The sequence below is a fragment of the Aeromicrobium sp. 10G20-16 genome (assembly GCF_055809665.1).
The window spans coordinates 813,496-832,770 of record NZ_CM147919.1 but is presented as its reverse complement, the minus strand read 5'-3'; the positions used below and the strand labels follow the sequence as shown (position 1 = coordinate 832,770).

General features: G+C 69.6%; 23 protein-coding genes. 8 read left to right on the top strand and 15 right to left on the bottom strand.

Annotated features, from left to right (window positions below; translation table 11 throughout):
• Position 1: 1 nt before the first annotated feature.
• From AC0L5F_RS04135 to AC0L5F_RS04105, 7 genes are all read right to left on the bottom strand, one after another.
• A complete protein-coding gene (locus AC0L5F_RS04135; protein ID WP_473315356.1) occupies positions 2-289 on the bottom strand; it encodes a WhiB family transcriptional regulator in 288 nt (95 codons plus the stop codon).
• A gap of 78 nt (positions 290-367) precedes the next feature.
• On the bottom strand, positions 368-1,609 hold the full coding sequence (locus AC0L5F_RS04130; RefSeq protein WP_473315355.1) for a class I SAM-dependent methyltransferase: 1,242 nt from the start codon (positions 1,607-1,609) through the stop codon (positions 368-370).
• A complete protein-coding gene (locus AC0L5F_RS04125) occupies positions 1,606-2,334 on the bottom strand; it encodes a DUF1365 domain-containing protein (RefSeq protein WP_473316143.1) in 729 nt (242 codons plus the stop codon). Before AC0L5F_RS04125 ends, AC0L5F_RS04130 begins: the two co-directional genes overlap by 4 nt.
• Before the next feature lie 18 nt (positions 2,335-2,352).
• Positions 2,353-3,621, bottom strand: a complete 1,269-nt coding sequence (locus AC0L5F_RS04120; RefSeq protein ID WP_473315354.1) for an NAD(P)/FAD-dependent oxidoreductase — start codon at positions 3,619-3,621, stop codon at positions 2,353-2,355.
• A gap of 15 nt (positions 3,622-3,636) precedes the next feature.
• Positions 3,637-3,861 (bottom strand): hypothetical protein, encoded by a 225-nt coding sequence (locus tag AC0L5F_RS04115; protein WP_473315353.1) that lies wholly within the window; start codon positions 3,859-3,861, stop codon positions 3,637-3,639.
• Positions 3,858-5,258, bottom strand: coding sequence for a fatty acid desaturase family protein (locus AC0L5F_RS04110; RefSeq protein ID WP_473315352.1), 1,401 nt, complete (start codon positions 5,256-5,258; stop codon positions 3,858-3,860). The genes AC0L5F_RS04115 and AC0L5F_RS04110 overlap by 4 nt, the downstream gene beginning before the upstream one ends.
• The gene (locus tag AC0L5F_RS04105) at positions 5,179-6,291 is read right to left on the bottom strand and encodes a ferredoxin reductase (RefSeq protein WP_473315351.1); all 1,113 of its coding nucleotides are present in this window, start codon (positions 6,289-6,291) and stop codon (positions 5,179-5,181) included. The genes AC0L5F_RS04110 and AC0L5F_RS04105 overlap by 80 nt, the downstream gene beginning before the upstream one ends.
• Before the next feature lie 173 nt (positions 6,292-6,464).
• Here AC0L5F_RS04105 and AC0L5F_RS04100 point away from each other — a divergent pair, with 173 nt between their 5' ends.
• On the top strand, positions 6,465-7,094 hold the full coding sequence (locus AC0L5F_RS04100; protein WP_473315350.1) for a TetR family transcriptional regulator: 630 nt from the start codon (positions 6,465-6,467) through the stop codon (positions 7,092-7,094).
• Here AC0L5F_RS04100 and AC0L5F_RS04095 read toward each other — a convergent pair.
• Entirely contained in the window at positions 7,091-7,780 is a 690-nt protein-coding gene (locus AC0L5F_RS04095; protein WP_473315349.1) for a TetR/AcrR family transcriptional regulator, read from the bottom strand. The two genes, AC0L5F_RS04100 and AC0L5F_RS04095, sit on opposite strands and share 4 nt — an antisense overlap.
• Before the next feature lie 124 nt (positions 7,781-7,904).
• Here AC0L5F_RS04095 and AC0L5F_RS04090 point away from each other — a divergent pair, with 124 nt between their 5' ends.
• Positions 7,905-8,825, top strand: coding sequence for an NAD-dependent epimerase/dehydratase family protein (locus AC0L5F_RS04090; protein WP_473315348.1), 921 nt, complete (start codon positions 7,905-7,907; stop codon positions 8,823-8,825).
• A gap of 3 nt (positions 8,826-8,828) precedes the next feature.
• On the opposite strand, the gene AC0L5F_RS04085 is transcribed toward AC0L5F_RS04090, so the two are convergent.
• The 3 genes from AC0L5F_RS04085 to AC0L5F_RS04075 form a co-directional block, all read right to left on the bottom strand.
• Complete coding sequence (locus AC0L5F_RS04085; protein WP_473316142.1) at positions 8,829-9,461, bottom strand: GNAT family N-acetyltransferase; 633 nt, start codon at positions 9,459-9,461, stop codon at positions 8,829-8,831.
• 5 nt (positions 9,462-9,466) lie between these two features.
• On the bottom strand, positions 9,467-9,889 hold the full coding sequence (locus AC0L5F_RS04080) for an SRPBCC family protein (RefSeq protein WP_473315347.1): 423 nt from the start codon (positions 9,887-9,889) through the stop codon (positions 9,467-9,469).
• Between the two features lie 100 nt (positions 9,890-9,989).
• Positions 9,990-10,901: a haloalkane dehalogenase gene (locus AC0L5F_RS04075; protein ID WP_473315346.1), complete on the bottom strand. Its 912-nt coding sequence runs from the start codon at positions 10,899-10,901 to the stop codon at positions 9,990-9,992.
• Positions 10,902-11,011: 110 nt separating this feature from the next.
• Between AC0L5F_RS04075 and AC0L5F_RS04070 the strand changes: the two genes are divergently transcribed.
• From AC0L5F_RS04070 to AC0L5F_RS04060, 3 genes are read left to right on the top strand one after another with little or no spacing between them, the layout of a single operon-like run.
• A complete protein-coding gene (locus AC0L5F_RS04070; protein WP_473315345.1) occupies positions 11,012-12,277 on the top strand; it encodes a glycosyltransferase family 4 protein in 1,266 nt (421 codons plus the stop codon).
• The gene (locus AC0L5F_RS04065) at positions 12,271-12,993 is read left to right on the top strand and encodes a class I SAM-dependent methyltransferase (protein ID WP_473315343.1); all 723 of its coding nucleotides are present in this window, start codon (positions 12,271-12,273) and stop codon (positions 12,991-12,993) included. Before AC0L5F_RS04070 ends, AC0L5F_RS04065 begins: the two co-directional genes overlap by 7 nt.
• Positions 12,990-14,093: a prenyltransferase gene (locus AC0L5F_RS04060; RefSeq protein ID WP_473315342.1), complete on the top strand. Its 1,104-nt coding sequence runs from the start codon at positions 12,990-12,992 to the stop codon at positions 14,091-14,093. Before AC0L5F_RS04065 ends, AC0L5F_RS04060 begins: the two co-directional genes overlap by 4 nt.
• 2 nt (positions 14,094-14,095) lie before the next feature.
• On the opposite strand, the gene AC0L5F_RS04055 is transcribed toward AC0L5F_RS04060, so the two are convergent.
• Positions 14,096-14,731, bottom strand: a complete 636-nt coding sequence (locus tag AC0L5F_RS04055; RefSeq protein WP_473315341.1) for a class I SAM-dependent methyltransferase — start codon at positions 14,729-14,731, stop codon at positions 14,096-14,098.
• Between the two features lie 132 nt (positions 14,732-14,863).
• Between AC0L5F_RS04055 and AC0L5F_RS04050 the strand changes: the two genes are divergently transcribed.
• Entirely contained in the window at positions 14,864-15,286 is a 423-nt protein-coding gene (locus tag AC0L5F_RS04050; protein ID WP_473315340.1) for an Hsp20/alpha crystallin family protein, read from the top strand.
• Here AC0L5F_RS04050 and AC0L5F_RS04045 read toward each other — a convergent pair.
• From AC0L5F_RS04045 to AC0L5F_RS04035, 3 genes are read right to left on the bottom strand one after another with little or no spacing between them, the layout of a single operon-like run.
• Complete coding sequence (locus AC0L5F_RS04045) at positions 15,283-16,317, bottom strand: phosphatase PAP2 family protein (RefSeq protein ID WP_473315338.1); 1,035 nt, start codon at positions 16,315-16,317, stop codon at positions 15,283-15,285. The two genes, AC0L5F_RS04050 and AC0L5F_RS04045, sit on opposite strands and share 4 nt — an antisense overlap.
• A 41-nt stretch (positions 16,318-16,358) precedes the next feature.
• On the bottom strand, positions 16,359-17,069 hold the full coding sequence (locus AC0L5F_RS04040; RefSeq protein ID WP_473315337.1) for a VIT1/CCC1 transporter family protein: 711 nt from the start codon (positions 17,067-17,069) through the stop codon (positions 16,359-16,361).
• Between the two features lie 51 nt (positions 17,070-17,120).
• Positions 17,121-17,846: a thermonuclease family protein gene (locus AC0L5F_RS04035; RefSeq protein WP_473315336.1), complete on the bottom strand. Its 726-nt coding sequence runs from the start codon at positions 17,844-17,846 to the stop codon at positions 17,121-17,123.
• Positions 17,847-17,940: 94 nt separating this feature from the next.
• On the opposite strand from AC0L5F_RS04035, the gene AC0L5F_RS04030 reads away from it, so the two are divergent.
• Together AC0L5F_RS04030 and AC0L5F_RS04025 are read left to right on the top strand one after the other, a co-directional pair.
• Entirely contained in the window at positions 17,941-18,423 is a 483-nt protein-coding gene (locus tag AC0L5F_RS04030; RefSeq protein WP_473315335.1) for a GyrI-like domain-containing protein, read from the top strand.
• A gap of 173 nt (positions 18,424-18,596) precedes the next feature.
• Positions 18,597-19,274, top strand: coding sequence for a response regulator transcription factor (locus AC0L5F_RS04025; RefSeq protein ID WP_473315333.1), 678 nt, complete (start codon positions 18,597-18,599; stop codon positions 19,272-19,274).
• The last annotated feature ends 1 nt before the right edge of the window (position 19,275 follow it).

Genomic DNA, 19,275 nt, shown 5'->3' with positions numbered 1-19,275 from the left:
GTCAGCCGGCCTTGCGTGAGGTGGCGATGATCTCGGCCCGCTCGTTGATGGTCAGGCCGCCCCAGACGCCGTACGGCTCCTGCACGCGCAGGGCGTGCTCGCGGCACTGCTCGAGCACGGGGCAGACGCCGCACAGGGCCTTCGCGTTGGCCTCACGGTTGCGACGACGTGGTCCGCGCTCGGCGTCCGGAGAGAAGAAGGTCTCGGGATCGACCGTGCGGCACGCGCCCTGGTACTGCCACTCGTATGCCTCCTGGATGGGTGCAGGAAGTCGTGAGATCTCAGCCATGATCGGTCCTCCGTCGGTGTGCCCTTGCACAAGGTGTTCGGGGCCACACCGAGACCGGATGGGTGGCTGCGAGAAATTTCAGCGTGCGCGCTGCATCTGCAACTGGTAGACGTCGATGTAGCCGGTCTTGAAGCCCGCCTCGCAGTACGCCAGGTAGAACTCCCACATGCGACGGAACGTCTCGTCGAAGCCGTGCTCACGCACGGCGTCCCAGTTGCCGTTGAAGTTGTCGCGCCACATGCGCAGGGTGCGGGCGTAGTCCTGACCCAGCGAGTGCTTCTGCGTGACCTTCAGGCCCCGGGTGTTGGCTGCCAGCGTCTGGTCGATCGCCTCGAGCGAGGGAATGAGTCCGCCGGGGAAGATGTACTTCTGGATCCAGCCGTAGGAGTGGCGGGTGGCCAGCAGGCGGTGGTGCGCCATGGTGATGGCCTGGATGGCGACGGAGCCGCCGGGGGCGAGCAGCTCGTCGATCTTGGCGAAGTAGGTGGGCCAGTACTCCTCGCCCACCGCCTCGATCATCTCGACGCTCACGATCGCGTCGTACTCGCCGGTGGCCTCGCGGTAGTCGAGCAGCTGCAGATCGATCAGCTTCTCGACCTCGGGGCCGGCGGCGGCGAAGCGCTCGCGCGCCAGCGCAGCCTGCTCGGTGGAGATGGTGATCGTGGTGACCTTGGCGCCACGCTGTGCGGCGCGAACCGCGAGGGCGCCCCAGCCGCTGCCGATCTCGAGCACGCGAGTGCCGGCGGTGACGTTGGCCGCGTCGAGGATGCCGTCGATCTTGCGCAGCTGGGCGCTCTCGAGGTCCTCGTCCGCCTCGCTCTCGAACCAGGCCGACGAGTAGGACATCGTCGGGTCGAGGAAGGTGGCGAACATGTCGTTGGACAGGTCGTAGTGGGCCTCGATGTTCTTGCGCGAGCCCGTGACCGAGTTGCGGGTCTGGTGAGGCAGCCGCTTGTCGACCAGCACGCGCATCTTCTGCAGCGACTTCGGCACCAGCTGCGTGAGGCGCTCGGCGAACGGCGTGAGCAGATCGGCGAGGTCGGTGCCCTCACCGGTGGTCCAGTCGCCGGCCATGTAGGCCTCGCCGAAGCCGATCTTGGTGTCGGCGCCGAGGCGCGCGAAGAACGCCTTGGGACGCACGATCTTCATCTCGGGGGAGTCGGGACCGCCGGCACCCCACGGCTCACGGTCGGGGAACGTCAGCTGCACGGGAACGCGGTTGGCGGCCGGGCGCATGATCGCAGCGGCGGCTCGAGCCTTGACGGGCGTGCGCGGCGTGCGGACGACGCCGGGCCAGCGGTCGGTGGCGATGTTGGTCATTGCGTACCCTCCTGGGGGTGATGGGCGGGTCGTGGGACGACCGGGAGGCGGCGGAGCCACAACCACACACCATGCATTCGGATCAACAGGCTGGTGCGATGGGTCATGAACGGCATCTTCACCAGCAGACCGAGCAGCCTGCGCGGGGTGGCGCGCCTCGGACGGCCGCCGAAGGTGGCGGAGAACACAGCCGCAGCGTCGGGATCGGGCTTCAGCACGACCGTCGACGACACCAGGTCGGGCGACAGGGTGAAGTTGAGGTCGTAGCGGCCTGCGACGTCGAAGAACGGCGACACGTAGAACGCCTTGTCGACGGTGCTGCGGCCGGCGTCGTCGAGCTGCAGCAGGTACGCGTGCCGCTCGCCGTAGGTGTTGTGGACCTCGGCGACCACGCAGGTGAGCGACCCGTCGGGGGCGATGGCCCAGAAGACGCTGAGCGGGTCGAAGGTGTGGCCGAACACCCGCGCGTTGGCCAGCATGATGATCTGGTGGCCGGACACGTCGACGCCCTGCACCTTGCAGAAGCGCTCGATGTTGTCGCGGATCGACGCCTGGGGGTCGCCGATGTGGTCCTCGGCGTGGAAGGTGGAGAACGACCGCAGGCCGCGCGGCATGCGCGGCAGGTCGTCGAGGTCGACCAGCCACTGGTAGACGCGGTTGGTGAAGGCGTGCTTGATCGGGCCGCGACGGGTGTGCTTGACCCGGCCCTCGACGAGAGCCGGCAGCGTGGGGAAGCTCCGGTGTCACCACGTGGCACCCAGGGCGGCCGCGGCATCGACGCCCGAGCGGCAGCCGTCCTCGTGGAAGCCCCACCCGTGGTACGCGCCGGCGTAGACGGTGGTGGCGGTGAACAGCCCCGCGAGGTCGGCCTGCGCCGCCACGGACGTGGGCGTGTAGATGGGGTGCGTGTAGTGCATGGTCGCGTGGATCGTGTCGGGGTCGATGCGATCGGTGGCGTTGAGCGTGACCAGGAAGGGGCGCTCGCTCTCGATGCCCTGCAGGCGGTTCATCCAGTACGTCACGGCGGTGACGTCGTTGCGCTCGGCGCACGAGCTCATCCGGTAGTTCCAGGAGGCGCGTGCCGCTGCTGCGTCGGGCAGCACCGATCCGTCGCGGTGCAGCACGGTCTCGTTCCGGCTGTACTCGAACGAGCCCAGGACGCGCTTCTCGTCGGGGGTGGGGTCGGCGAGCAGGGCCAGGGCGTCGTCGGCGTGCGTCGCGATGACCACCGAGTCGACGTGGTGGGTGGTGCCGGCGACGTCGACCAGGTCGACTCCGCCGTCGGCCGGACGCGTGACCTGGGTGATGGCGGTGGACGCCCGCACGTCACCGATCGACGCGGTGACCTTGTCGATGTAGCTGTGCGATCCGCCCACCACGGTGTACCACTGCGGCGATCCCTTGATCGACAAGAAGCCGTGGTGCTTGAGGAAGGTGAACAGGTAGCGCGCGGGGTACTGCAGGGCCGTCTCGTGGCCCGAGGACCACACGCACGAGACGACCGGGATGGCATAGTGCGACAAGAAGTAGTCGTCGAAGCCGTGCTGGGCGAGGAAGTCGCCGTACGTCTGCGGCTCGTCGGCGGACTCGGGGGAGTCCAGCAGTGCGTTCGCGAGGCGTCCGAAGCGCTTCACTCCCAGGAGGAGGCGGATGTAGCGAGGGTCGAGCAGGCGGCGCTTCTGGGCGAAGATGCCCTTGCCTCCGCGGCCACCTGCGAACTCCAGTCCGCAGCCCTCGCAGGCGATGCTCATGGACATCTCGGTGGCGTGGACGTCCACGTCCAGCTCGGCGAACAGCCGACGCAGCTGCGGGTAGGTGCGGTCGTTGTGCACGATGAAGCCGCTGTCGACCCGGTGCTGGGCGTCGGGGTCGTCGATGGTGTGGGTGTGCGCGTGGCCGCCGAAGCGGTCGTCCGCCTCGAAGACGGTGACGTCGTGGCCCTGCTGGCGCAGGATGTACGCGGCGGTCAGACCTGACACGCCGGAGCCGATGACGGCGATCGATGAGCTCATGGAAGTCATTCGGCGCTAGGAGGCCGAAGGCTTGCCCGCGGGGGTGTGATCCGCGTCGTCCGCGGCCCGCCGGCTCGACTCGGCGATCTCGAACAGCTCGGTGCCGAACGCACCCAGCTCGGTGGTGATCTTGCGAGCGGACTCGAACAGGATCGCCACCACGTGCCCGGCGCTGGCGATGGCGGCTTCGGTCGACTGCTGGACGACGTCCTTCGCGATCTCGCGCCGGTTCAGGCTCATGCGGACAAGTGTGGCGTACGCGCCTGCTCCTCGCGACGTGCCGCCTCGGCCTCACGCTTGGCGCGCCGCAGGGCCTTGGACTCGGGGCTCTTGCCCTGCTTGTACGGGTCGTCGGGCTTGACGGCGTACTTCGCGAGCTGGGTGGCGACGCTCCAGAGCTGGCGCGACATGCGCCCGGTGTTGTACTGCAGGCCGTACTTCTCGACCAGCGGGCGCACCTCACGGGCCACCGCCGGGTAGCGGCGAGCGGGGATGTCGGGGAACAGGTGGTGCTCGATCTGGTGGCTCAGGTTGCCCGACAGGATGTGGAACGGGCGGCTGCCGCTGATGTTCGCCGAGCCGAGCAGCTGGCGCAGGTACCACTGGCCGCGCGTCTCGTTCTGCGCGTCCTCCTCGGCGAAGGTGGCGACCTCGGCCGGGAAGTGTCCGCAGAAGATGATCAGGAACGTCCAGATGTTGCGGACCAGGTTGGCGGCGAAGTTGGCTCCCATGACGGCCAGCGGGGCCCACCAGCCGACGAACGGCACGAGAGCCAGGGCCACGGCCGGGTAGGCGACGAAGTCCTTGGTCAGCTGACGGCGCGCCTTGCGAGCGGCGCGGCTCTTGCGGTTGGCGAACTCGGACTTGGACATCTTGCCGCCGAGGTAGTCGTCGAGCTCGATGCCGTGGTAGGCGACGCCCCACTCGAAGAACAGCATCAGCGTGAACGCCAGCGGCAGGTTGAAGCGGTGGTTGGGGTACCAGGGCTGGTCGTCGTCGATGCGCAGCAGGCCGTAGCCGATGTCGCGGTCGAGCCCATGGATGTTGGTGTACGTGTGGTGGATGAAGTTGTGGCCGTGCTTCCAGTCCTGTGCGTTGGCCGCGTTGTCCCACTCGTAGTTCTTGGCGTCGACGATCGGGTCGTTCATCCAGTCGTACTGGCCGTGCATGACGTTGTGCCCGATCTCCATGTTGTCGAGGATCTTGGACAGGCCGAGCAGCAGGACGCCGGCCAGGATCGACCACAGGGAGAAGACGCCGCCGAAGATCGCGAGGCGACCGAGCACCTCGGCGGACTGCTGCACGCGGATGACCCGGCGGATGTAGTTGGCGTCAGCCTGGCCGAGGTCGTCCAGCGTGCGCTGGCGAATGGCGTCGAGCTCGTCGCCGAACTGCTCGAGCTGCTCGTAGGTGAGCAGGTCGAGGCCGATCGTGGCGCGCTTGTCGGCGTCCTCGCCGACCAGCGGCTTCGGAGCCTGGTTGTGGTTCGAGGCGCTGAGGGGCTCGATGGGGGCGAAGCTTGCGGGACATGATGCTCCTCGGGTGGAAGGTGGTGGACTAGAGGGCGACGGTGCAGTCGCCGACGGGGACGTTGACGCAGATCTTGACGGTCTCGTCGGTGTTGGCCTTGACCTCACCGCTGACGACGTGGCGCACCGCGCCGCTGAGCTTCTTGACCGCGCAGGTGTTGCACACGCCCATGCGGCAGCCGAAGGCCGGCGTGAGCCCCGCCGCCTCGGCCTGCTCCAGGATGGTGGCGCCGGAGTTCTCGGCCGCGAGATCGGCGTCGTCGAAGGTGAGGATTCCGGTGGCGTCGGCCGCGTCGAGATCGACGCTGGGCACCTTGAAGTACTCCTGGCGCAGCTGGTCGGCGGCGCCGAGCTCGGTGTAGGTGTCGCGGACCGTGGCGATCAGGCCGGCGGGGCCGCACACGAAGGTGAGGGTGTCGACGGGGTCGATGCCCAGGTGCTTGAGGTGATCGATCGTGAAGCGTCCGGTCAGCTCGGCACCGGGGGTGGACTCGCGGGTGTAGATGCGGACGACCTCGACGCCTGCGTCGGCCAGGGCGTCGAGCTCGCTGGTGAACATCTCGTCGGCGCGGGTGCGGGCGTAGTGCACGAACGTGATGCGGCCCGTGTGCCGACCCGCCTTGTTGGCTGGGTCGCGCAGCGTGCGGACCATCGACATGACCGGCGTGATGCCCGAACCGCCGCTGAGCAGCAGGACGTGGTCGGGCACCTCGGCCGGGAGGACGAACTCGCCCTCGGCCTGCGACAGGTAGATGGTGGTGCCGGGCGTGAGCTCGCGGTGCAGGAACTGCGACACGTAGCCGTCCGGGTGCGCCTTGACCGAGACGCTGAACGTGCGACCGGCGCGACCTCTGCGGCGGACCGCGCTGCTGGAGACCGAGAACACGCGCACCTTGCGGGTGCCGTCGACCTCGACGCCGAACTGCACGTGCTGACCGGGCTGGAAGCCCTTCCACGCGCCGTTGGCGCGGATCACGACGGTGCTGGCGTCGCCGGTCTCGCGGCGGACCTCGACGACCTTGCCACGCACGGCGGTGACCGTGGCCATGGGGTGGACGCGCTCGAGGTAGTGGTCGATGTGGTGCGGGGACGTCAGGGCAGCGACCGGCGCGGAGGCCAGCGCGGTGCGGACGATGCCCATGAGGTGCCTCTCCGGTGTGATTCAAGATCAGTGAACGTGCGTACACTCAAATCATGTCGCGGATGTCCCCGAGGTGCAAGTCGGCGCGCCCGTGACCTCCGACACCCGGCCGCGGGAGCCCTGCAACTCGGGGTTACGCGTGTGCACCGAATCGTGATCCCTAGGATGAGCCCATGACCGAGCTTGCTGGCGACACCCGCCAGGCGCAGAAGGAGCGCACGCGCCAGGCGATCATGGACGCCGCCCTCGACCTCGGCCAGCAGCACGGGTTCGCGCAGGTCAGCCTGCGCCAGGTCGCCCGCCACGCCGGCGTCGTACCCACGGCCTTCTACCGCCACTTCGAGTCGATGGACGAGCTCGGCCTCGCACTGGTGGAGCAGTCGTTCTCGACGTTGCGGCGCATGATCCGTGAGGCGCAGCGCGACCCCAAGGTCTTCGACAACATCATCGACGCGGCGGCCGAGGTGCTGGTCGAGTCGGTCAAGTCGTCGAAGCTGCACTTCGCCTTCGTGTCGCGCGAGCGCGTCAGCGGCTCCCCGGTCGTGCGCAGCGCGATTCGCCACGAGCTCGACCTGTTCGTCAGCGAGCTGGCCGTCGTGCTGGCCCGGCTGCCCAACATCGAGACGTGGTCGACCGAGGACGTGCAGATGGTCTCGCGGCTGTTCGTGCGCAACATGGTCTCCAACGCCGAGGAGGTCGTGGAGATGCCGAACAACCGGCCCGACCTGGAGGAGCAGATCAAGGAGGGGGCGCGGCGACAGATGCGCCTGATCGTCCTCGGCTTCCGCGACTGGAAGTCCTAGCCGATCCCGATGTCGGCGCCGAGTCGGTGGGCGACGGCGTCGAAGTACGCATCGTGGTCGGTGATCGAGCCGACGAGGTGGCCCCAGAGCTCGAAGCTGATGGCGCCGAACAGTCCTGACCAGGCCATCAGGGTGCGCCCCACGACCTCGGCGTCCGGTCGCGAGTCGAGCGTGCCGACGCGGTCGGAGATGGCGTCGACGGCCCCGTCGACCGCTGTGCCGAACGGCACGTGCTGCGCGGCCGGTTCAGGGGCAGCCGCGAGAACGATCTCCACGAGCCGCACGACGACTCGCGTCGCCGGCACCACGGTGTCCTGGGGTGCGGCGTAGCCGACGACAGGGGAGCCGTACAGCAGCGCGTACTGGTGGCGGTGCTCGAGCGCCCACCGTCGCGTCGCACGGCAGATCGCCATCCATCGGTCGATCGGCTCGCCCCCGGGATCGGCAGCCTCGGCGGCTGCGCCGAGGTCGTCGTATGCCTCCACGAGGAGGGCGGTCAGCAGGTCGTCGCGACTGGGGAAGTAGCGGTAGACGGCCGACGACACCATGCCGACATCGCGCGCGACCGACCGCAGTGACAGCTCGCCGGGGCCGACGTCGGCCAGGCGGGCGCGGGCGGCGCCGAGGATCTCGGCGGTGATCTCGGCGCGAGCGCGCTGGCGCGCCGTCCGTGAGGCGTTCTCCATGGGGTCACTGTGGCGCAGTCTGAGAGCAGGCGCAAGAGATGAGAGCGGTGCTCTTGCCAAGCGGGTCGAGAGGTGGTCTGATGAGAACCGAGAGCGGTGCTCTCCCAAACCTGGAGGAATCACCATGACCGATCGCCACCTCGTCGTCGGAGCCGGCCCCGTCGGCCGCCACGTCGCCCAGCTGCTCGCCGCCCGCGGCTCGGATGTCGTCGTCGCGACGCGGTCAGGCACCGACACCGGTATCGCTGGCGTCGAGCACCTGGCTCTCGACGCGTCCGACGCCGCAGCGCTCAGCAGCGCCGCGGAAGGCTTCACGGTGCTCTACAACTGCGCCAACCCGACCGACTACACCACGTGGGACCGGGTCTGGCCGCCTCTCGCGGCCTCGTTCCTGGCGGCAGCCGAGAGCTCGGGTGCGGTCTACGCGATCACCGGCAACCTGTACCCGTACGGTCCGGTCGACAGCCCCATGGTCGAGACGCTGCCCGATGCCGCGACCGATCACAAGGGAGTGCTACGCGCCCGGATGTGGGCCGATGCCAAGGCGCTCCACGACGCGGGAAGGATTCGCGCCGTCGAGGTCCGCGGTTCGGACTACATGGGCACCGGCGTGGGCGCGAACGGCCACATCTCGCGCCAGGTCCCCGGAGCGCTGCAGGGCAAGCGCGCCTGGATGATCGGTCGGACCGATCTCCCGCACACGTTCACCGACGTGCTCGACGCGGCGCGGACGCTGGTGGCGGCGGCTGAGGACGCCTCCTCCCACGGGCGCACGTGGATCGTGCCGAGCAACCCGCCCGTCAGCCAGGCCGAGGCGCTCACCGCCGTCCTCGCCAGCGTCGGCCGGCCGCCGGTCAAGACGTCCGCCGTGCCGATGGCGGCCATGAGCCTGATGGCGCGCTTCGTGCCGATGATGCGCGAGCTGCACGAGCTGTCCTACCAGTGGACGGCGCCCTACGTCCTCGACGACTCCGCGGCGCGGGCGCACTTCGGCATCGATCCGACCCCGTGGGACGAGGTCTGCCGACGGACAGCCGTGGTCTGAGGATCAGGCGCCCATGACCGAGAACAGCTCGCGCTCCACGGTCCAGCCGAGCGACTCGTAGAGGGCGCGGCCGTCGGCGCTCGCGGCCAGGACGCCGCGCTCGGCTCCGAGTGCTCGAGCGCGACCGCACATGGTGGTGATGACGTGTCGGCCGAGACCACGCCGCCTGAACGCCGGCGTGGTCTCGACGCGGTCGAAGGTGACCCATCCGTCGTCGACGGCCATGGTCGCGTGCGCCGCCACGCGCTCGCCGTCGTCGAGCTGGTACGTCGTCCGCGGCCCGTCGACCTGCCACGTCGCACCGAGACCGTCGGGCACGGCCTGCTCCGGCTCAGCCGTCAACGTCGTGGTCATGAGTGTCTCGTCGTCGCGGTCGACGCGGACGTCGTCGGGCAGGTCGAACGCCCGGTAGGCCGCGAGGTCGTGGCCGACCACCGTCAGCATCGCGTCCCGGACGCCTGCCACGTGGGGGAGCAGGGCGCGGAACGCGAGCTCGCCGGGGTCGACGCAGATCATCTCGGTGCGCCGCGACGTCGACTCGACGTGGACCACCGGCCAGCCGTCGACCGTGGTCGTCGGCCGCTCCCGCAGACGCACCCAGGTGGAGATCCAGCGCTCGAGCACCGGATCGTCCATGGCGGTCAAGCGGCGTTCGTGCCCCGGGCGGCGACGTCGGCCGCGCGCTGCTCGTGGGCCTCGGTCGCGAGTCGGTCCAGCGCCAGCGCGAAGACGTCGTCGCCGAGCTGGTCCTCGAGCATGTGCATGATGCCGGGGTCGGTCTCGAAGCTGGCCGACCACTCGACGTGGCAGGTGGACTCGCGATCCTCGGTCACCGAGATGGTGGCGCGGTGGTCGGTGATCGGGAACGGCGGCTCCGGCATCGTGTACGAGAGATTCATCGCCTCGTCGTCGCGCTCGACCACGGTGACGACCAGCTCGGGATCGGACTCGGGCCCACCTTCGTAGATGTTCAGGCGCGGGTGCCACTGGTCGAAGTGCTGGATCAGGGACCAGACCAGGTCTGCTGGGGCGGCGACGAACGTGCGGCGGGCGATGCGGGGCAAGACGAACTCCTCGTGGGCGGACTGCTGGGACCATCCAACCGTGTGCCGGCGCGCACGGCGGCATCTGCGGCGTGAGGGATTGATCACGTGACCCCAGCGATCACGCCGACGCGAGCATGAACTCCGCGACGATCCGCCCGAGGTCGTCGCCGGCGTCCTCCTGGAGGAAGTGACCCGCGTCGCCGACCACGGGGTGGTCGAGATCGCGGGTGCCCGGCACCAGCTTGCGCAGGATCGGTGCCATCGCCCCGGTGATCGGGTCGCTGTCGCTGAAGGCCACCAGGAACGGCTTGTCCCACTGGGTCAGGACGGTCCAGGCGGCTCGATTGGCCTCGGACGCCGGGTCGTCGGGCGTGTTGGGGACCAGGCCGGGCATGGCGCGGGGGCCGGCCTTGGACTCCTCGGTCGGGAAGGGGGCGTCGTAGGCGGCGCGGTCTTCCTGGTCCAGGCCGCGCACGCACCCGGACTCGACGAAGCGCCCGACATCGAGCACCTCGGCGGTCTCGACGGCCTCGCGGAACGACCACCAGATGTCGGGCATCCGGAAGTCGCCGGTGGGCAGGCCGGTGTTGGCGGTGACGACGCGGGCGAAGCGGTCGGGGTGCTCGGCCACGAGCCGCAGTCCGATCAGTCCGCCCCAGTCCTGGCCGACCAGGGTCACGTCGGTCAGGTCGAGGTGGTCGAACGCCAGCTCACGCACCCACTCGACGTGGCGGGCGTAGGAGTGGTCCGTGGTGGCCAGCGGCTTGTCCGAGCGGCCGAAGCCGACGAGGTCGGGGGCGATGCACCGCACGCCAGCGGCGACGAGGGTGTCGATCACGTGCCGGTACAGGAACGACCACGTGGGCTCACCGTGCAGCAGGAGCGCGACGGGTCCGTCCGCGGGACCCGCGTCGACGTAGGCCATCCGGACCGGACCGCCCTCGGGATCGGACACGTCGACGTACGCGGGCTCCCAAGCGAACCCGGGCAGGTCGGCGAACGAGTCGTCGGGCGTGCGGTACAGATCCATGGCGATTCCTGACGTCGACAGCGGGCTGCCCCCCATCCTCGCAGGCCCATCGGGGATGATTGACCGGCGAGTAACTTGTAGGTGCTGGCGACGAGCAGAGAGGAGCGCCGATGCGGATCGCTCTGCTCTCGTACCGCACCAAGGCCCACGTCGGCGGACAGGGCGTGTACGTGCGCCATCTCAGCCGCGAGCTGGTGGCGCTGGGCCACACCGTGGAGGTGTTCTCGGGGCAGCCGTACCCCGAGCTCGACCCGGGTGTCGCGCTCACGAAGGTGCCGAGCCTGGACCTGTACCGCGAGCCCGACCCGTTCCGCGTGCCGCGCCTGCGCGAGTTCCGCGACCTGATCGACGTGCAGGAGTTCGCCACGATGGCGATCGGCGGCTTCCCCGAGCCCCGCACGTTCGCGCGACGTGTGCTGCGGCTGCTGAAGCAGCGCGTCGACGACTTCGACGTCGTGCACGACAACCAGACCCTCGCCACCAGCATCCTCGGCGTCGAGAAGCTGGGCCTGCCGCTGGTCACCACGATCCACCACCCCATCACCGTCGATCGACGCATCGAGCTGGCGGCGGCGCCCACGTGGCGCAAGCGGTTCGGCGTCGCCCGCTGGTACGGGTTCGTGCGCATGCAGGCCCGGGTGGCCAAGAAGCTGTCGCTGGTCATCACGCCCTCGGAGTCGTCGTCGCGCGACGTGACCACCGAGTTCGGCATCGATCCGGCCAGGCTGCGTGCCATCCCGCTGGGCGTCGAAGAGTCGTTCGTCCCTCCGACCGAGCCGCGGGTGCCCGGTCGCATCCTCGCGATGGCGTCGGCCGATGCTCCGCTGAAGGGCGTGAGCACGCTCCTGGAGGCGTTCGCCAAGCTGCGCACCGAGCGTGACGTGCACCTGGTCCTCGTGTCCGTGCCGAAACGTGGCGGTGTCACCGAGCGCCTGATCGACCAGCTCGGCATCGCCGACCACGTCGAGTTCGTGAGCGGGTTGACCGACCACGAGCTGGTGGCGCTGATGGGCTCGGCAGAGGTGGCCTGCGTCCCGTCCCTGTACGAGGGCTTCTCGCTGCCGACCGCCGAGCTGATGGCCTGCGCGACCCCGCTCGTGGTGTCGCGGGCCGGAGCCATCCCCGAGGTCGTCGGGCCGGACGGGCTGGCCGCGGACGTCGTGACACCGGGCGACGTCGGCGAGCTGGAGCACGCGATCGCGCGCCTGCTCGACGATCCCGACCGTCGCGTCGCGCTGGGGGCCGCGGGCCGCCAGCGCGTGCTCGACCTGTTCAGCTGGCCGGCGGTCGCCGAGCAGGTCGCCGCCGTCTACGCCGAGGCCATCCACACAGCCCCATCGGGCCACCACCCCACAGGAGAACACCGACCGTGCTGACCGTTGACTTCGACCGACTCGGGCTGCAGCCGGGTGACCGCGTGCTCGACATGGGTGCAGGCGGTGGCCGCCACACCTTCGAGGCGTACCGACGCGGTGCCGACGTGATCGCCTTCGACCTCGACGCCGACGAGCTGGAGACCGTGCGCGAGTGGACGGCAGCGATGGTCGACGAGGTGCCCGAGGGAGCGAGCGCCGACGTCAAGCAGGGCGACGCGCTGGCCCTGCCGTTCGCCGACGGGGAGTTCGACCGCGTGATCGCCGCCGAGGTGCTCGAGCACATCCCGGCCGACATCCAGGCGATCGACGAGCTGGTCCGGGTGCTGCGTCCCGGCGGCACCCTCGTGGCCACGGTGCCGCGCTGGTTCCCGGAGGTCGTGTGCTGGAAGCTGAGCGAGGAGTACCACTCCAACCCGGGCGGACACATCCGGATCTTCACCGAGGAGGAGCTGCGCGACAAGATCACCCGCGCGGGCCTGGTGTTCGACTCCAAGGACTACAAGCACGGTCTGCACGCGCCCTACTGGTGGCTCAAGTGCGCTGTCGGCGTGCGCAACGACGACCACGTGCTGCCCAAGACGTATCACCGGCTGCTGGTGTGGGAGATCATGGAGAACCCCAAGGCGTTGCAGCTCGCGGGCAAGGTGCTCGACCCGGTCATCGGCAAGAGCATGGCGTTGTACTTCCACAAGCCGCTGCACGAGACCACGGCGTGACGTCGCAGCAGGTCGGGCCGTCGGTCGACGGAGTCATGTCGGCCGAGCAGGTGGCGCAGACGGCCCGCTCGATCCTCGCCATGCAGCAGGCGGACGGGTCCATCCCGTGGTCCGCAGGCGAGCACGTCGACGTCTGGAACCACGTCGAGGCCGCGATGGGCCTGCTCGCGGCCGGCGAGGTCGAGGCGGCGGAGCGGGCGTACGACTGGGTCAGCGCCACGCAGCGAGCCGACGGCTCGTGGCCGTCGGCCTGGCACGACGGCGCCGTCACCGACGAGCGCGGCGACAGCAACTTCGGCGCCTACTTCGCCGTGGGGCTGTGGCACCACTGGCTGATCCGTCACGACCTCGACGTCGTGCAGCGGCACTGGCCGACGGTCCGGGCCGGTCTTGACTGGGTCGTGGCGCTGCAGCAGCCGTTCGGCGGCGTCGCCTGGACGCCGGTCGACGACATCTGCCTGCTGACCGGCAACTCCTCGATCCACCAGTCGCTGCGGGCCGGAGTGGCACTGGCCGAGCTGGTGGGGGAGCCGCAACCGGACTGGGAGCTGGCGGGCGGACGGCTCGGGCACGCCCTGCGCCGCCATCGCGACCGGTTCGCCGACAAGTCGACGTTCTCGATGGACTGGTACTACCCGGTGCTCGGCGGCGCGGTCCGCGGGGACGAGGGGCACGCGCTGATCAGTTCGCGCTGGGAGGAGTTCGTGGTCCCCGGGCTGGGAGTGCGATGCGTCGACACCAACCCGTGGGTCACCGGTGCGGAGACCTGTGAGCTGGTCATGGCGCTCGACGCGCTGGGGGACCGAGACCGTGCGCTGCGCCTGTTCGCCGACATGCAGCTGCTGCGGGCCGCCGACGGTGGCTACTGGACCGGCTGGGTGTTCGCCGACCCGGACGTGCCCAACGACAACCCGGACGTGTTCTGGCCCGAGCAGCACACCACCTTCACCGCCGGCGCGGTCATCCTCGCCGCCGACGCGCTCGGCCAGACCCACGGCACGGCCACGGCCGGCTCGGGCATCATGCGGGGCACGTCGCTGGCACCGGACTTCGCCGAGCTGGCGCTGGAGTGTGGCTGCGCCTCGACCTCGGTCGGGTGAGGTCAGAGCCGCCTGAGGACGCGCATCGAGCCGAGCGCCTCGACCTGCTCGAACTCGCCGCTGTCGAGCGCAGGCAGGTAGATCAGCTCGTAGGGCGGTCGGCCGCCGTCGGCAGGGTTCTCGAACACGTCGTGGATCATCAGCAGTCCGCCGGGCATCACCTTCGGCGCCCACCCGGCGTAGTCGTCGCGGGCCGGTTGCTCGCCATGGCCGCCGTCGATGAACAGCAGGCTCAGCGGTGTTCCCCAGTGTCGACTGACTGTGGTGCTGCGGCCGACGACCGCCACGACCTCGTCCTCCAGCCCCGCGGCGGCCAGGGTGCGCCGGAACGTCGGCAGGGTGTCCATCAGACCTGAGTCCGGGTCGACCAGCGAGGTGTCGTGGTGCTCCCAGCCGGCCTGGTTCTCCTCGCTGCCGCGGTGGTGATCGACGGTGAAGACGGTGCCTCCGACCGCTCGAGCAGCGGCGCCGAGGTAGATCGCGGACTTGCCGCAGTAGGTGCCGACCTCGAGCGCCGGTCCGTGGGGGAGTCGTTCGACCGCCTTGTCGAACAGCAGCAGCCCCTCGTCCTGCGGCATGAATCCGGTGGCCGCTACGGCGTGTGACAACAGGTCCGGGGGCATGGTCGTGGAGTGCACCGGGCCAGCCTGCCATGTCGGCCGCACGGGCGATCGCGTTCGCTCAGGGCGTACTTGAAAGACGCGGCAAGCGGAGCTATAACTGACCTCAGTTGAGTCACATCGACTCAAGTTTCTGAAAGGAGTCCTGTCATGAACACCACCTTCGATCCTTTCGGCGAGCTTGATCGCCTGGCCGGCGGGCTGACCCAGCTGCGCACCGGACCGCGCGCCGTCCCGGTCGACCTCGTCCGCGACGGCGAGCGCTACGTGCTGCACGCCGACCTGCCCGGTGTCGACCCCGGCTCGATCGACATCGACCTGGACGGCAACCTGCTCACCATCCGCGCCGAGCGCACCGCGACCGCCCACGAGGGCGCCAAGTGGATCGCGCAGGAGCGCCGCTCGGGCAGCTACTACCGCCAGTTCACGCTCGGCGACGGCATCGACACCGAGGCGATCTCGGCGGCGTACGACCACGGCGTCCTGTCGTTGGTCATCCCGCTCAGCGAGAAGGCCAAGCCGCGCAAGATCGCGGTCGCGGGATCTGACGTGAAGACGTCGATCTCGGCCTAGGGTGCCGGCTCGGGCGCTGGCCGTCGGCGCACACCGACGGTCAGCGGCCCGAGCACCCAGGCGAGGCCGGCGATGGCCAGACCGGCGGGCAGGTCGACCGCGAAGTGCCAGCCGAGGAAGACCGTCGCCACCAGTGTCCCGGCCAGGAAGATCGTGAGCGCGATGGTCGTCCGGCGCATGCGGTGCCACCAGGCGACGCCCAGGATGACGGCGGTCACGCCGACGTGCAGGCTCGCGAAGGCCGAGACCTGGGCGAAGGCGTCCGGCGCCTGCGGATTGGCCAGCAGGTACTCGCGCTGACCCATGTACCGGGCCTGCGTGTCCTGGATCATCGTGTGCGGCAGACCGGCGAAGTCCTGCGGGTCGACGTCGAACGGCCCCAGTGAGGGGATGGCGTAGTAGGTCGCGGTGCCGAGGATCCACACCCACACGAACGCGGCGATCCCGGCGTAGGCGTCGCGCATCCGGTCGACCATCACGACCGTCGCGGGGAAGGCGAACAGCACGATCGTCGGGAACGACTCGTACCAGATCATCAGCACGTAGGTGGCGACGTGCTCGCCGAGCAGGTCGTGCAGCAGCACCGCCGGGCTGTGGCCGAAGAACAGCCAGCGATCCCACTGCGCGAGCATCTCGTCGCGGGGGGTGTTCAGCACGTCCCAGCTCTTGAGGTTGTGGTACGTGAAGTAGGTGACGTGGTACGCGAGCAGCGCCGCGGTGGCCAGCGCGACTCGCCTTCGCGTCCACCGCTGCTGGATCGTCGCGAGGACCTTGCGCACCTCGAAGGGGCGGCCGGAGCGGATCAGCCCGTCGAGCACGACGAGCCCGAGCGAGATCGCGACCGTCAGCGCGATGCGCGTGAGGAGGAAGGCTCCCTTCGGGTCCTTGAAGGGGATGTCCACCTGGATCGACCGGGCGACCCCGACGGCCACGAAGACCGCCACCAGGATCCACAGCCGGATGGCCGGCCACGACGACTCGTCGTCGTCGGTGGTGTCGGGTCGGGTCGCAGTGATGTTCGACGTCGTCACCGGCACATTGTCCACCCCGGCCTCTGGCGGTCCGCGCGCGGTCAGCCGATGGCGGTCCCGAACGCGCGCCCGATCGCGTAGGTGAGGGCGAGCCCCGCCGCACCGCCGATGACGACGCGCGCCACCGCCACGCGAGCGGTGCTCGCACCGATGCGAGCGCTGAGCCAGCCGGTGATCGCCAAGGCTGCCAGCACCACGGCGACGGTCACGACGATGCGCGAGCCTGAAGGTGCCACCAGGATGGCGGCCAGTGGGAGCAGGGCTCCCAGCGTGAAGGCGACGGCTGACGCGCCTGCCGCGTGCCACGGGTTGGTGAGACCGTCCGGGTCGATGTGCAGCTCGGCCTCGGCATGCGCGGCGAGGGCATCGTGGGCGGTGAGCTCCTGGGCCACCTGACGTGCGGTCTGCTCCGTCAGGCCCTTGCGTCGGTAGATCCCGGCCAGCTCCTCGAGCTCCTCCTCGGGCATCTCGCGCAGCTCGCGCCGCTCCATGGCCAGCTGGGACCGCTCGCTGTCGCGCTGGCTGCTGACCGAGACGTACTCACCCAGCGCCATCGACACGGCGCCGGCGACCAGTCCCGCGAGACCAGCAGTGAAGATCGGCCCCCGGGCCGACGTCGCACTGGCGACACCCACCACCAGCCCAGCCGTCGACACGATGCCGTCGTTGGCACCGAGCACGCCGGCGCGCAGCCAGTTGAGCCGAGCGGCCATGCCTCCCGCGTGCGGCTCGTGGGCGTGCGTGGCCGTCATGGTGCGTCCGGGAGGCTCATCTGGACAGTGTGCCGGAGTCGCGGGTCGCGACTACTCACAGCCGTAGCCGTCGCCGTCCCGGTCGAGCCGGTACGGATCGTCGCCGGTCACCTTGACGCGGAAGCCGATGTCGGGGCAGTTGAGGTCGGCCGCAATCGGGATGCAGGGTGAGTAGCCCTCCATGCAGTTCGTCTTCTTCGGCTGGGCCACGAGGGGCGCCGGCGTGTTCGCCGTCTGACAGGACGGCGTGGCCGCTGAGGCGAAGGCGTCGTCGAGCCGGCTGCCGAGGGCGGGGTTCTCGGAGCGGAACTGCTCGAGGTACTGATCGTTGCCCAGTCCGCTCTCGGCGAGTGCAACGTTGAGCGAGTCGCCGTCGGCGTCGAACACCTCCGCCACGGTCCGACCGTAGGTGTCGGAGGAGTACGCGTCGACGGTGAAGCCCGAGGCCAGGAAGTCGCGAGTGAAGGCGGTCGCGTCGCTCCCGCACGGCTCGTTGCGCTCGGGCGTGTTGACCAGGCCCAGCCGGTACTCCACCCCGTCGGACGCGACGAACGAGTCGCCGTCCTTCTGGTCGGCGACGAACAACAGCTCCGGCGCCTCGATGGTCGGTTCCGGTGTCGTGGGCGCCGCCGCCGGGACCACCACGTCCGCCTCCGCGGTAGCTGTGGGCGAAGGAGCGGGACGCTCTTCCGTCGCCGAGAGGTTCCCGATCCCACCGACCGCCATCAGGCCGGCCACGACCACGAACGTCCAGAACTTCCAGCCTCGGCCCGCCATGGACGAATCGTGACAGGTCGACAGGGTCACGCGGCGCGAAGCGAGCCCGTTCTAGGCTGCTGGGGGCGTACGCAATGGCGAGCGGAGGCGGCACGTGGAGAAGGTAGATCTGAAGCGCACGATGGAGTCCTATCGTGCGCGTCGCGGCCGGTTCGACGTCATCGAGCTGCCCTCGATGCGGTACCTCATGGTCGACGGGGCGGGTGACCCGAACACCGACCCGGCGTACGCCCAGGCGCTCGAGGCGCTGTACCCGGTGGCCTACCGGCTCAAGTTCGCCAGCAAGAACGAGCTCGGACGCGACTACGTGGTGCCGCCGCTGGAGGCGCTGTGGTGGTCCGACGACATGACGACCTTCACGTCGGCGCGCGACAAGACGCGCTGGAGCTGGACCGTGATGATCCTGGTGCCCGACTGGGTCGACACCGACCTGGTCCGGGCGGCTCTCGAACCTGCGAAGACCCAGGCTGGGTCGTCGTCGGTCCGGTTGGACCAGCTGGACGAGGGCCTCTGCGTCCAGACCCCTGCATGTCGGCCCGTACGACGAGGAGGGCGACGTCCTGGCGCTTATGAATGACCAGTTCATCCCCTCCCGCGGCCTTCGGATGACCGGCCGGCATCACGAGGTCTACCTCGGCGACCCGCGCCGCACCCAGCCCGAGAGGCTCCGCACCATCCTGAGGCAGCCCGTGGCACCTGCCTGATGGTGCACGATGGGTCGTCCGACACAAGTAGGTCGAAGGAGAACCGATGCGCGTGCTGCTGGTCGAGGACGAGGTGTTCCTCGCCGACACGATCAAGCGGGGTCTGGTGGACCACGGGTTCGTGGTGGAGATCGCGCACGACGGCCACGAGGGTCTGTGGTGGGCGACCGAGCACGAGTTCGACGTCATCGTGCTCGACATCATGCTGCCGGGCCTGAACGGTTACGACGTCCTCAAGGGCATCCGGGCCAGGAGCGTGTGGACGCCCGTGCTGATGCTGACCGCCAAGGACGGCGAGTTCGACCAGGTGGACGCCTTCGACCTCGGTGCCGACGACTACCTCACCAAGCCGTTCAGCTTCGTGGTGCTACTGGCGCGCATCCGAGCGCTGTTCCGGCGCGGTGCTCCGGCGCGTCCCACCGTGCTGGAGGTCGGAGACCTGGTCCTCGACCCCGGCACCCACCGGGTCACCCGCCAGGGCACCGACGTGACGATGACGCCCAAGGAGTTCGCCCTGCTGCAGTTCTTCATGCAGCATCCGGGTGAGGCGATGTCGAAGGCGCACATCCTCGAGAACGTGTGGGACTCGGCCTACGACGGCGACGTGAACGTGGTGGAGGTGTACGTGCGCTACCTGCGCCTCAAGATCGACGTGCCGTTCGACCGCCAGGCGCTCGAGACCATCCGCGGCGTCGGCTACCGCCTCGACCCCGCCGGCGGCTGAC